This is a genomic window from Rubrivirga sp. SAORIC476, from assembly GCF_002283555.1.
GTDB lineage: Bacteria > Bacteroidota > Rhodothermia > Rhodothermales > Rubricoccaceae > Rubrivirga.
Genome location: NZ_MVOI01000002.1, coordinates 57,819 through 70,455 on the forward strand (window position 1 = coordinate 57,819; position 12,637 = coordinate 70,455).

Consider the following 12,637-nt stretch of genomic DNA (forward strand, 5'->3'; position numbering starts at 1 on the left):
CCCCCATGCCCGACCGCTCCACAGGCTCTCGCCCGACGATCTACGACGTCGCAGACGAGGCCGGCGTCGCGATCTCCACCGTCTCCCGGGTCCTGAACGGCTCCCACGAAGTCTCCGATGCGACGCGCGGCCGCGTCCAGGAGGCGATCCGGAAGCTCCAGTTTCAGCCCCAGCGGATCGCCCGCAACCTCGCCCAGCAGTCGACGACCTCGATCGCGGTGGCGCTCCCGTCGGCGACCTCGATGTTCTTCGTGGAGATGCTGAAGGGGGTCAAGGACGCGCTTCGCGACGAGGACATCGACCTCCTGCTGTGCAATCTGGGCTCCTCGCAGCCCTACAAGACGCTTCAGCGATTCCTGAACCGGGGAGCCGTCGACGGCCTGTTGCTGATGTCCCTCCCGATCGAGGGGGCCGTCGCCGAGCAGTTGCTGTCGTTCCAGGCGCCTGTCGTGCTGCTGGGCAGCCGCTACGAAGGGCTGGACACCTACTGGTGGGACGACAGCGAGGGCGCGCAGATGGCGACGTCCTATCTCATCGAGCAGGGGCACCGTCGCATCGGGCTCATCACGGCCCAGGCCTGGAGCACCAGCGCACGGCCTCGGCTGGATGGGTACCGCAAGGCCCTCTCGGACGCGGGCATCGCGTACGACCCGGAACTGGTCGTCGCCGGCGAGACCTCCAAGCACGCAGGCTATTCCGAGGAGGCGGGTGCCGAGGCCATGGAGATGCTTCTCGCGCTCGAGGAGCCACCCACGGCCGTGTTCGCGGCGTCGGACGTGCAAGCCTACGGAGCGTGGTCGCATGCTCGGGATACCGGGCTGCTGATCCCCAGGGACCTCTCCATCGTCGGATACGACGACCTGAAGCTGAGCCGCTTCCTTGACCTCACGACAGTGACGCAGGGCATGCAGGAAGCAGGCTTCCAGGCCACGCAGCGCCTGCTCGCCCGGCTGGCCGGACGGGCCGAGGAGGAGCGAGTGGATGTCCAGTTGCCCCTGTCGCTCGCCGTCCGCGGGTCGACCCTGCTCGCCTCGGCATCGTGACGCTGCCTCCTGCGCTCGCTGCCACGCACCTGGGCCTCGGAACACGCTACCAGGGAAAGGTCCGCGATACGTACGACCTCGGAGACGGTCGCATCGTGCTCGTCACGACGGACCGGATTTCGGCGTTCGATCACGTGCTAAACCAGGCCATCCCGCTCAAGGGGCAGGTACTGAATGGCGTCGCCGCGTTCTTCTTCGAGCGAACCGCTGACGTGGCGCCGAACCACGTGCTGTCGGTGCCGGACCCGAACGTGACGGTCGGGGTCCGGTGCGACGCCCTGCCGATCGAGTTCGTCGTCCGGGGCTACCTCGCGGGCCACGCCTGGAGGGTCTACCGAGATGGCGGCCGGGAGCTGTGCGGCGAACGCCTGCCCGACGGGCTCCGCGAAGCCGAGCGTCTGCCCGCGCCCATCCTGACGCCTGCGACCAAGGCCGTCGAAGGCCACGACGAGGACGCCTCCCGTGCGGAGATCCTCGAGCGGGGCATCCTTGACGCCGACACGCTTGCCGAGGCGGCCGACCTCGCGCTGGCGCTCTTCGCGCGTGGCACCGAGATCGCCGCCGAGCGCGGGCTGCTGCTGGTCGACACCAAGTACGAGTTCGGCCGGGCGCCCGATGGCCGGCTGCTGGTCATCGACGAGGTCCACACGCCCGACTCCTCGCGCTATTACTACGCCGATGGCTACGAGGACCGGCTGGCTGCAGGGGAACCCCAGCGGCAGCTCTCCAAAGAGTTCGTCCGTGAGTGGCTGATGGCGAATGGTTTTCAGGGTCTCGACGGGCAGACCTTGCCCGACATGACACCAGAGTTCGTGGCCGACGTCAGCGCCCGGTACGTCGAGCTGTACGAGACCGTGACCGGCCGGGACTTCGTACCGGACCTCAACCCAGAGCCGGAAGCCCGTGTCCGAGAAGCGCTTCGCGCGATCTAGCTCGCGTAGAGGCTCGGCCGTCGGTCCGTGACCCGGTCGTTGTATGTGTTGAGCGCGGTCACCCGTGCCTGCCTCGGATCGATCTCAGCCCGGACCACGGCCTCGCCCTCGATCGGGGCGGTCGCCAACACTTCCGCCCTGGGCGAGCAGATGCGGCTCTGGCCGACGAACGTGAGGGTCTCGCGCCCATTCGACTCGTCGCCGACACGGTTCGCGGTCGCTGTGAACACGCCGTTCTCCAGGGCCCGGATGGGCATAGCGGACGGGCAATGCGGCAGCACGAGATTCGACGGGTGAGCGATCACATCCGCTCCGTCGAGCGCCAGCGTGCGGGCCGACTCCGGGAAGAACCAGTCGAAGCAAATCATCACTCCGAGGCGGTAGCTCCGGCGCTGCCGGTCGGTGACCGTCCAGACGTGGAAGCCGTCGGCGCCGGGCGTGAAGTGCGTCGTCTCCTCGTAGTAGAGGTGAGTCTTACGGTACGTCCCGAGCCACCCGTTCGGCGTGACCACGACGGCGCTGTTGTAGAGCCGGTCGCCGTCCCGCTCGGGGAGGCCAGCCACGAGCGTCGCGCCGGACTGGCGTGCCCAGTCGTGGAGGCGCCGCGTCGTCGGGCCGTCGGGCACCGCCTCGGCGAGAGCACGGGCCTGGTCGGTCGACTCGAAGAAGTAGCCCGACGCGAACAGCTCCGGGAGGACGACCAGGTCCGCGTCGGCCCCGAGGACGGCCGCCTCGACCCTGTCGAGGTTGACCTCGGGGGCACCGAGGCGGGGCGCGGTCTGGATGCAGGAGACGATCATGACAGGAGAATCGGCCGTCAGGCGCCCGCCTGAATGGCCGTGATGGTGGCCACGTTGGCGATGTCCTCCCAGTCGGCCCCACGCGAGAGGTCGTTGGCAGGCAGGCGCAGGCCCTGGAGGACCGGCCCATAAGCCTCCGCGCCGCCGAGCCGCTGCGTGATCTTGTAGCCGATGTTGCCCGCGCCGAGGTCGGGGAAGACGAACACGTTGGCACGCCCCGCGACAGGGCTGTCAGGCGCTTTCCGCTTCCCCACGTCCGGGTCGATGGCGGCGTCGAACTGCATCTCCCCGTCCAGGATGAGGTCCGGGCGCTGCGTGTGAGCGATCTCGACCGCCTCTCGGACCGCGTCCACGGCTGGATGCTCGGCCGAGCCCTTGGTCGAGAACGACAGGAACGCGACGCGAGGCTCTTCGCCCGTAAGGAAGCGGTGGTTGGCCGCCGCATCAATGCCGATGGAGGCGAGCTGTTGCGGCGACGGGTCGGGATTGACCCCGCAGTCGGCGTACGTGAGTGGCCGTCCGTCGGGCAGCACCATCAGGAAAAACGACGAGACCAGCGCTGATCCCTCTGCGACACCCAGCACGTGGATCGCCGCCCGCACCACGTCTGGCGACGGGTGCGCCGCGCCCGCCACACACCCATCCGCGTCACCCGCGTCCACCATCAGATCGCCGAAGTAAAGGACGTCGCCGGCGATCTCGCCTGCTTGCTCGTAGGTCAGTCCCTTGTGCTTGCGCTTCTGATAGAGCGCCTGCGCGTACCCCTGGCGTCGCTCGCTCGTGGACGGGTCGACGATGGGGACGGTGTGGGGCAGCGCGACGCCGAGGTCGGCGGCGCCAGACCGGATCGCGGCCTCCCGGCCGATCAGGATCGGGCGGACGATCTCCCGTTCGGCGAGCCACGCAGCGGCCTGGATGGTCCGCGGATCCTCGCCTTCAGGGAGCGCGATCCGTTTCCGGAGAGCCCGGGCACGGTCGTGGAGGTCGGTGAACGAAAAGCGGTCAGACATGTCAGGGGGCGTGCTCGGTTTTCCAGATCGGTGTCGAGGCCTTGAGGGTGTCGATCAGCCAGCGCGCGGCCTCGAACGCGTCGGCGCGATGCGGGCTGGCGACGCCGACCGCCACGCTCGCCTCGGGGGGCGGGACAGCACCGAGACGGTGCAAGACGGCCACCCGTACGACGTCCCATCGGTCCGCCGCCTCGACGGCGAGCCGCTGGAGATCGGCCTCGGCCATCTCAGCATAGGCCTCGTATGTCAGCAGCGCCGTCTCGACGCCGTCGGTCCAGCGGCGGCTCGTGCCGACGAACACGCAGGTTCCGCCCGTGCGCTCGTCACTCAAAAAGGCGTGGACGGCGCCGAGATCGAGCGGGTGCTCGCTCAGCGCCGTCCAGATAGAGTCATCCGGGAGATCAGGCGTCGCCATCGAGCGCGGACAGGATGGCGTCGAAGTCGGGCTGGAGACCCGCATTGTCGAGTACCTCGGCGTAGGCCAGCGTTCCGTCGGCGTCGACCACGAACGCGGCGCGCTTCGAGATGCGGTCCAGGCCCATCGGCGTGAAGTCGTTGTCGTACTTCGCACCGTAGGCGGCCGAGACGCTCCCGTCGTGGTCCGACAGCAGCCGGAACGGGAAGCCATTCACCTTCTTGAACTCGGCGAGGGCGAACGGCGAGTCGGTCGAGATGCCCACCACCTGAGCGCCGGTGTTCGTGTAGCGCTCATAGTCGTTGCCGACGGTGTTCAGCTCGGTGGTGCAAACGCTGGTGAAGGCGCCCGGAAAGAACAGCAGCACGACAGGCCCGTCGGCCTCGGAGAGCGTGAAGGGCTGGGTCGCGTCGTCGTAGAGGGTGAAGTCGGGGGCGGAGTCGCCCTGGGAGAGAGCCATGCGAGGAGGTAGAGAGAGGGAGTCCGGCTACGTTCGTCTCCGTGCGCGGTTCGGAGTCGCGCACCTTATCCCCGCTCCCCGGCCCGGCCGATGGCCCTACCCGCCGAACCGGATGGTCCGCACCGGCTCCACGTTAGCCGCGACGCGTGCCGGGAGGTAAGCGGCGAGAACGCAGATTAGTATGGTTGCAATAACGGTCACGCCGATATCCAATCCACTCATCTCGATGGGAGCCCGGTCGAGGAAGTATGAGTCCTGCGGCAACCGGATGGGGGCGAACCGGGCCTGGATCGCCCCCAGTGCGACAGCCACTCCCGTCCCGATGGTGGCGCCGATCACGCCCACCATCAGCCCGAACACCAGAAACAGGCGCCGCACGGAGGACTGACTGGCGCCCATGGCGAGCACCGTCCCGATCTCGCGCGCCTTCTCTAGAACCACCATCAGCAAGGCGCCGACGATGTTGAACGCGGCCACGATCACCAGGATGGAGATGACCAGGGGCACGATGCTCTGCTGGAGTTCGACCCACGCGAACAGGCCACGGTAGACCTCCTCGATGGGGCGAGCGTAGAGCGGCGGCCCCATGGTGTTGGTGACGGTCTCGGCCACCTCCTGTGCGTACGCCCGGTCGTCCAGGGTCAGGTCGAGGCGGGTGACTTCATCGGGGCCGTAGGCGAACAGGCCCCTCGCCACGTCGAGGTCGACGAAGGCGAACCGCTCGTCGAAGTCGCCCAGGCCCGTTTCGAAGACCCCCGCGACGTGGTACTGGCGCACGCGGGGCCGGGACTGGATCTGCCCGGAGCCGAGCCCTCGGGTCGAGTACGCCGTGATGCGGTCGCCGGGCCCGAGGCCGAGACTCTCGGCGAGACGGGCACCGAGCACCACGCCGGGGCGCCCGTCGGCATCGGGCGAGAGGTCGAAGGCTCCCACCTCGGTGCGCTCGGCGACGAACGGGAGGTCGTCCGGCCGGGTGCCCCACAGCAGGATGCCCTGCACCGTTTCGTTGCCCGACCCGCGACTGCTCAGGAGCGCGAAGTCGACGAGCGCCGGGGCGACGTGCTCGACGTGGTCCAGCGCCGCGACGGCCTCGGCGAGGCTGTCGCCATGGACGAGCGGGTCGCCCAGGAAGGACTCCACCTGCACGTGCTGTCCGAAGCCCACGATCTTGGCCTCGATCTCGCGGCTGAAGCCCCGCACGATCATGAGCGCCAGCAGAAGCGCGCCCGTCCCGACGGCCACGCCACCGATTGCGGCCACGACGACAAACCGGAGGAAGCCGCGGCGCTCGTCGCGCCCCTGGGCCCCGCGGAGGTAGCGGAGAGCGAGCGTGCGTTCGAAGGGGCCGATCATGGGGCGACGGGGGGACCCCACAAGATCGCTCCGCGGCGCGCCTTCGTCGGGGCTCCCCATCCGGCCTCCTATCTTGCCCTTCCCTCGCTGCCCGACCCCTATGCACAACGCGATCGCTTCCCCCCCCGCCGCCGTCAACGAGCCCGTCCGCAGCTATGCGCCGGGCAGTCCCGAGCGCGCCTCGCTCCGTTCCACGCTGATGACGATGCGTGGGGATGAAGTCGAGATCCTGCCCGTGATCGACGGCGTGCGCGTCGAGACGGGGCGCGTGGAAAGCATCCACCCGCCGCACGAACGCTCGCGCTCGCTGGGGACCTTCCAGAAGGCCCGCACGGAGGACGTCGAAGCCGCCATCCGGGGTGCCCTGGCGGCGAGGCACGACTGGGCCCGACTCGACTGGTCCGACCGCGCGGCGGTCTTCCTCAAAGCCGCCGACCTGCTGGCGGGCCCGTACCGCGACCGGATGAACGCCGCCACGATGCTCGGGCAGTCCAAGAACCCGTACCAGGCCGAGATCGACGCCGCCTGCGAGATGGTGGACTTCTTCCGGTTCAACGTCCAGTTCTACCGCGAGATGATGGCCGAGCAGCCGATCTCCGCGCCCGGCATCTGGAACCGGACCGAGTACCGCCCCCTGGAGGGCTTCGTGTTCGCCGTCACGCCGTTCAACTTCACCTCCATCGCCGCCAACCTGCCGACGGCCCCGGCGCTGCTCGGCAACACGGTCCTCTGGAAGCCGTCGCCGACGCAGACGTACTCGGCGCAGGTCATCGTCGACCTGCTGGAAGAGGCCGGGATCCCGCCGGGCGTCATCCAGTTCCTCCCCGGCGACGGTGCGGACGTGGGCGACCCGGTCCTGGCCAGCGAGCACCTCGCGGGGCTCCACTTCACCGGCTCGACGGCCACGTTCAACCACCTCTGGCGCGAGATCGGCAACAACCTCGACCACTACCGCGCCTACCCCCGTATCGTCGGCGAGACGGGCGGCAAGGACTTCATCGTCGCCCACGAGAGCGCCGACCCGGACGCGGTGGCGACGGCCATCGTCCGCGGGTCGTTCGAGTACCAGGGGCAGAAGTGCTCCGCGGCCAGCCGGATCTACGTCGACCCCTCCATCTGGCCGGCTGTGCAGGAGTCGCTGGCGGCGCAGATGGCCGACATCACCGTAGGCCCGGTGGAGGACTTCTCCCACTTCGTCAACGCCGTCATCGACGAGCGGGCGTACGACAAGATCACGGGCTACATCGAACGCGCCAAGGCGGCCGACGACGTCCAGGTGCTCCACGGCGGCGAGCACCGCAAGGACGACGGCTTCTTCATCGATCCGACGGTGCTGGTCGCCGACGACCCGGCCTACGAGACGATGGAGCAGGAGTTGTTTGGCCCCGTCGCCTCGGTGTTCGTGTCGGACCGGTCGTTCGACGACCTCCTCGACCTTGTCGACGCGACGAGCCCGTACGCGCTTACGGGGGCCGTTTTCGCGCAGGACCGCGCGGTGCTCGCCCACGCCACGGACCGTCTCGCGGACGCGGCGGGCAACTTCTACCTCAACGACAAGCCGACCGGCGCGGTCGTCGGGCAGCAGCCCTTCGGGGGGGCGCGAGGCTCCGGCACCAACGACAAGGCCGGCTCGAAGCTGAACCTGCTCCGCTGGGCGAGCCTGCGCTCGCTGAAGGAGACGTTCGTGCCGGCCACGCACTTCACGTACCCGTTCCTCGATACGGACGCGTCGGAGTCGTAGGCACCTGCGTCGCTCGGAGGACGTACAGCCACCATGACCTTCCGAAGCATCCACTACCCCGGCGTCGTGTCCCGGCCGCTCCTCGCGCTACAGGCGCAGGCGCGGCCGGTCGCGCTGGCCCTGCTCGCCGTGATGACCGTCGGCCTGGCGGCGGCCCTCCAGGGCGAGAGCATCCTGTGGCCCTTCGTCGGAGGGACAGCGACCGCATACGTCATCGCCGCGGGGATCGGACAGAACCGGCTCGTCACGACGCCCGCGCAGGTGGACATCCGCGGGACGCACGCGGCGGTCCAGTCGATCTGGCAGGCGGCGTCCGAGGCGACCGAGGAGGACCTGCTCCCCGTGTTCTCGGCCCGGCTCCAGAACGGAGAACTGACCGTCGGTCTGGGCGACTCCGTCGTGTCCTTTCGCCCCGAGGACTGGCCTGCGTTCGACGAGCTGGTCCAGGCGTTCCGGGGCGCGGCCCGGCAGAGCGAGGCCCTCTACGCGGGGGGATGAATCCATCGAGTCGACCGAGTCTTCGCGAGCCTGACCTTCCCTTCCCGGAGGAGTCACGGGCGAGAAAAGCTGGGCCACAATGCAATAACGGAATATCGAGTTCGGGCGACTACTGGAACTACTGCCCGAACTGTTCGAGCCGTCTGGTCGACCACCGCTGCAAGCGGATCTGCACGCGCTGTCACTACTACCTCTCGTGTAGTGACTTCGACTGAGCCTCAGCCCTCGGGCAGCTTGAAGAGCCGACGGGCGGTGGCGGTCGTGACGCGCGCCACTTCGTCCACCGTGAGGCCGCGCACCTCGGCGAGGCGCTGGGCGACCAGCGGCACGTAGGCCGGTTCGTTGCGGGTGCCCCGATGCGGGGTCGGAGCGAGATACGGGCCATCGGTTTCGAGGACGATCCGGTCCAGGGGGATGCCGTCGATGGCGTCGGCCACGCCCGCGTTCTTGAACGTGAGCGTGCCGCCCAGGCCGACGTGGAAGCCGAGATCGAGGACGTCGGCGGCCAGCCACTCTGGCCCCCCGAAGCAATGAAAAACGCCGGTCAGCGGGCCCAGCCCTTCCGATTTCACGTCGCGGAGGATGCGAACGAGGTCGCGAGAGCAGTCCTCCCTCCCCTGCTTGTCTCGGTTGTGCAGCACCAGCGGGAGGTCGTAGATCGCAGCGAGGCGGGCGTGGGCACGAAGCGAGTCCTGCTGGAGGTCGACGTGGTCCGTGCTCCAGTAGTAGTCCAGACCCGTTTCGCCGATGGCGACGATGGACGGCTTATGCAATAACGGCTCAATCTGATCGAAGGCATCTGCTGCCTCCTCGGCGAGGTAGGTCGGGTGCAGTCCCGCCATCACGAACACGCCGAGATGGCGCTCGGCCAGCGCCAGCGAGGCATGGATCGACGCGATGTCGACGGCAGGAAGGATGAGTTGGGTGACGCCGGCCTCCGCAGCACGGGCGACGACGGCGTCGCGATCGGCGTCGTAGGCCGTGGCGTAGAGGTGGACGTGGGTGTCGACGAGGGATTCGGGCATGCCTCTGCGACGCGTGATCGGCGGCCTAGATTCCGGCATGCTTCGCGCCCCCCGTCCATGGCTCGCCCGCGGGCTGGCCCTGGCCCTCGCCGGGCTGGCGCTGCTGCCGCTCGTCTCGCTGGCCGTCAGCTGGGCCGAGTACCTGCGCGACGTGGGGCTGCCGCTGACCGAGACGACAGCACTCGGGTTCGACGGGGTGCGCTGGGAGGATGCGAACGGCCGCGTCGTGGCGCAGTATGTGCTCCCAAACGCCGCAGGCGACCGGGCGGGCGTTTTCGAAGGCGACGTGCTGACGGCGATCGATTTCCTGGAGGTCCGCACGGCGGACGAGGCCCGTCGCCAGTCGGAGCGCGCGACGGGCACCGTGCTGACCTACGGCCTGGAGCGGGGCGGCGCGATGCGCACGGCCGACATCCGCGTGGAGCGATATCCCACGTTCCTCTACCCGCTCAGCACGGCCCTCTGGGTGACGACGGGATGGGCGTTCGGTGTCGTGCTGCTACTCCACCTGCTCGCGTACCTCACGGTCGCCCCCCTCGCTCCCCGGAGCCGACGGGCGTTGCGCTCGAAGCATCTCATCGGCGCAGCCCTGCTATGGGTCGGGGTGCAAGCGATGCGGTGGCTCTGGGTGACCGTGTTCGGCCCGCCCCCCGCCGTGCCAACCCCCGGCCGCGCCGTGTTCGACGCCATGACGCTGGTCGCCATCGCGGGGTGGCTGGCCTACCCGGCGCTGCTGCTCGATCAGAGCCTCCGGACCCGCAGCGGCATGATCGGGCTGGGGCGCGCACGGGGCCTGCTCGCCATCCCTGCGATCGTGCTCGGGGCGGGCGTCCTCACGGCGACCCTGGCGGGACACGCGGGCCCTCTCCCCCCCGATGCATTCGCGGTCCCGATCCTGTTCTACGTCTGCGTCTATGTCGCCGCAGCGACCGGCTTCGTGGTCCTGGACGCACGACGTGGGTCCGACGAACCCGGCCAGCGCTGGAGCCGGGTCGGGAGCGCGCTCGTGTGCCTGGCCGCGGTGGTCGGCGCCGTGATCGTGCTGACGCGGCTCGGGCCGGGGCCGCGGGAGGCCGAGATCGTGACGGCGTGGTTCGTGCTCGCCTTCCAGCTGTTCTCGCTGCTGCCCGTCGCCCTGGTCTCGTTCTCCACGCTTCGGTACGGCCCGTTCGACGCGCTGCTGATGAAGAGCGTCGCGACGATCTCGCTGCTCACCCTCTCCTTCGGAGTGATCGTGCTCGGCTCGGCATTCCTGGACCTCGTCCTGCCGGGCGGATCGCACCCCCTCGCCCTGGGCATGCTGGTGGTGATCCTGATCCTGCTCGCCGAGCGCGCCACGCCCGCGTTGCGGACAGCCATCGAGCGGACCCTCCAGACGCAGCGACAACGGGCACGGCGTCGGCTCGACCGCTTTGGGGACCAGATCGGCGCGTTCCTCGACGTGGACGCGCTCGCGCACGGTGCCGCCGAGGCGTTGGGCGACGCCTTGAGCGTTCGGTCCGCCGTCGTGTTCTTGTTGGCCGCGCGGGGCACCCCCGACGAGCGCTGGGTGGAGGCCCGGTTCCAGCCTGAGCCGCCTTCGTTCACCCAGGCCGAGTTGGGCCGGGTCTGGGCACGGCTCCGCGAGGAAGGCCGCGTGTGGTCCCGCAACGAGGAGTTGAACGAGGCGGACCTCCCGGCGGGGATCTCGACCCACCTCGCCCGCCTCGGGGCTGCGCTCGCGGTCCCCGTGATCACCGGTCGAGGAACGCCCGTGGGCCTCCTCGTGCTGGGCCGGAAGGCGCGGCGGCTGGCCGTCTACAACACCGAGGACGTCGCACAGCTTCGGTCGCTGGCGGCGCAACTCGCCCTCGCTATCGAACGCCTTCGCCTGGTCGACCGCGAACTCGCCTTGATCCGCCAGACCTCTGAGGCCGAAATGGCGGCCCTCCGGGCGCAGATCAACCCCCACTTCCTGTTCAACGCCCTCAACACGGTCGCCGCGCTCATCCGCGACCGCCCCGACCACGCCGAGGCGACCGTGGAGCACCTCGCGGGCCTCTTCCGCGACGTGCTGACGGCCAGCGGTCAGGCGCTCGTGCCGCTCCGCGACGAGCTTCGCCTCGTCCGCCGCTATCTGTTCGTCGAAGAAGCACGATTCGGTGACGCCCTCACGGTGACCGTCGAGACCGCGCCCGAGGCCGACGACGTGCCGGTGCCCGCCTTCGCCGTCCAAACGCTGGTGGAGAACGCCGTCAAGCACGGCATCGAACGCAAGCGCGGCGGCGGCTCCGTGACGGTGCACGCTCGGCGAGCGGCGGATCACCTGACAGTGACGGTCCGTGATACGGGCGTCGGGCTCGGGCCCGCAGGCGCCACGTTCGGCGTCGGGCTGAGCAACGTCCGCGACCGCCTCGACCTGCTCTACGGCGACGCCGCCACCCTGACCGTCGACCCCCAGGACGACGGCGTCCTCGCCACTCTCCATCTGCCCCTCTCCCCATGAGCGCCCTCCGCGTCCTGATCGTCGACGATGAAGCCCCTGCCCGCTCGCGGATGCGCCGCCTGCTCGAGCCCTACGTCGAGGCGGGCCGCCTCGGCCCCGTCGACGAGGCCGCCGATGGCGTGGAGGCGGTCGAGATCTTGACGGCCGAGGCCTACGACCTCGCCTTCCTTGATGTGCGGATGCCGGAGGTGGACGGCTTCGGCGTCATCGAGCGCCTGCCGCCCGGCCAACGGCCCGACGTGGTGTTCACGACGGCCTACGACGAGTATGCCCTCCAGGCGTTCGACGCCAACGCGACCGACTACCTCCTCAAGCCCCTCAGCGCCGAGCGGCTGGATGTCGCCATCGAGCGCGTGGAGTCCCGCCGTCGCGACGGCGACGACACCGACGCGCGGCTGGCGGACCTGCTCGACACCCTCGACGAGGTCGTGCCGTCGCCTGCTCCCGGTGGGCCTCCCATCGAGCGGTTCACGGTCCAGGGGCGCGACCGGCTCCTGATCGTCGAGGCGGCGGAGGTGGTCGCAGCAGAGGTGCACGACGGGATCACGAGCCTCTACGTTCGCAACGACGGGCCGACGCTCCAACGGCACATCGTCGCCTTCACGCTAGATGCGCTGGAGAGCCGCCTCGACCCGGATCAGTTCATGCGCGTCCACCGCAACGCACTCGTCCGTCTCGGGGCCATTCAGGAGATGATTCCGTGGTTCTCGGGGCGCTACAAGCTGGTCCTGACCGGCGGGCACGAGGTGACGGCGAGCCGAGCCCGATCCCGGGATCTGCGCGGACGGCTCACTCTGTAATCCGACCGTTCCCTTTCTCCCGGTCGATTGCGGCGGGGCGCGCGTTTCCCGATTCCTTGGGGACCACCACGTCCC

At 69.4% G+C, this 12,637-nt stretch carries 12 protein-coding genes; 6 read left to right on the plus strand and 6 right to left on the minus strand.

Annotated features, from left to right (window positions below; translation table 11 throughout):
* Positions 1-5 precede the first annotated feature (5 nt).
* Together B1759_RS00305 and B1759_RS00310 are read left to right on the plus strand one after the other, a co-directional pair.
* The gene (locus B1759_RS00305) at positions 6-1,043 is read left to right on the plus strand and encodes a LacI family DNA-binding transcriptional regulator (protein ID WP_095513035.1); all 1,038 of its coding nucleotides are present in this window, start codon (positions 6-8) and stop codon (positions 1,041-1,043) included.
* Positions 1,040-1,975 carry a phosphoribosylaminoimidazolesuccinocarboxamide synthase gene (locus B1759_RS00310; protein WP_198948701.1) on the plus strand — a complete coding sequence of 312 codons (936 nt, stop codon included), beginning with the start codon at positions 1,040-1,042 and terminating at the stop codon, positions 1,973-1,975. The genes B1759_RS00305 and B1759_RS00310 overlap by 4 nt, the downstream gene beginning before the upstream one ends.
* Here the strand turns inward: B1759_RS00310 and B1759_RS00315 are convergent.
* The 5 genes from B1759_RS00315 to B1759_RS00335 all read right to left on the minus strand — a co-directional run bounded on the left by B1759_RS00315 (position 1,972) and on the right by B1759_RS00335 (position 6,013).
* Positions 1,972-2,775, minus strand: coding sequence for a nitrilase-related carbon-nitrogen hydrolase (locus tag B1759_RS00315; RefSeq protein WP_095513037.1), 804 nt, complete (start codon positions 2,773-2,775; stop codon positions 1,972-1,974). The two genes, B1759_RS00310 and B1759_RS00315, sit on opposite strands and share 4 nt — an antisense overlap.
* Positions 2,776-2,792: 17 nt before the next feature.
* Positions 2,793-3,785 (minus strand): phosphate acetyltransferase, encoded by a 993-nt coding sequence (gene pta / locus B1759_RS00320; RefSeq protein WP_095513038.1) that lies wholly within the window; start codon positions 3,783-3,785, stop codon positions 2,793-2,795.
* Position 3,786: 1 nt separating this feature from the next.
* The gene (locus B1759_RS00325) at positions 3,787-4,200 is read right to left on the minus strand and encodes a molybdenum cofactor biosynthesis protein MoaE (protein ID WP_095513039.1); all 414 of its coding nucleotides are present in this window, start codon (positions 4,198-4,200) and stop codon (positions 3,787-3,789) included.
* Complete coding sequence (locus B1759_RS00330; RefSeq protein WP_095513040.1) at positions 4,187-4,660, minus strand: redoxin domain-containing protein; 474 nt, start codon at positions 4,658-4,660, stop codon at positions 4,187-4,189. Before B1759_RS00330 ends, B1759_RS00325 begins: the two co-directional genes overlap by 14 nt.
* Before the next feature lie 96 nt (positions 4,661-4,756).
* Complete coding sequence (locus B1759_RS00335) at positions 4,757-6,013, minus strand: ABC transporter permease (protein WP_158225035.1); 1,257 nt, start codon at positions 6,011-6,013, stop codon at positions 4,757-4,759.
* Between the two features lie 100 nt (positions 6,014-6,113).
* Between B1759_RS00335 and pruA the strand changes: the two genes are divergently transcribed.
* Both pruA and B1759_RS00345 read left to right on the plus strand, forming a co-directional pair.
* Complete coding sequence (gene pruA, locus B1759_RS00340) at positions 6,114-7,754, plus strand: L-glutamate gamma-semialdehyde dehydrogenase (RefSeq protein ID WP_095513042.1); 1,641 nt, start codon at positions 6,114-6,116, stop codon at positions 7,752-7,754.
* Between the two features lie 33 nt (positions 7,755-7,787).
* Positions 7,788-8,252 carry a hypothetical protein gene (locus B1759_RS00345; protein ID WP_095513043.1) on the plus strand — a complete coding sequence of 155 codons (465 nt, stop codon included), beginning with the start codon at positions 7,788-7,790 and terminating at the stop codon, positions 8,250-8,252.
* Between the two features lie 218 nt (positions 8,253-8,470).
* Here B1759_RS00345 and B1759_RS00350 read toward each other — a convergent pair whose 3' ends face one another.
* Complete coding sequence (locus B1759_RS00350) at positions 8,471-9,277, minus strand: TatD family hydrolase (protein WP_095513044.1); 807 nt, start codon at positions 9,275-9,277, stop codon at positions 8,471-8,473.
* Between the two features lie 37 nt (positions 9,278-9,314).
* On the opposite strand from B1759_RS00350, the gene B1759_RS00355 reads away from it, so the two are divergent.
* Positions 9,315-11,762 carry a histidine kinase gene (locus B1759_RS00355; protein WP_158225036.1) on the plus strand — a complete coding sequence of 816 codons (2,448 nt, stop codon included), beginning with the start codon at positions 9,315-9,317 and terminating at the stop codon, positions 11,760-11,762.
* Complete coding sequence (locus B1759_RS00360) at positions 11,759-12,562, plus strand: LytTR family DNA-binding domain-containing protein (protein WP_095513046.1); 804 nt, start codon at positions 11,759-11,761, stop codon at positions 12,560-12,562. The genes B1759_RS00355 and B1759_RS00360 overlap by 4 nt, the downstream gene beginning before the upstream one ends.
* Positions 12,563-12,637: the final 75 nt, after the last annotated feature.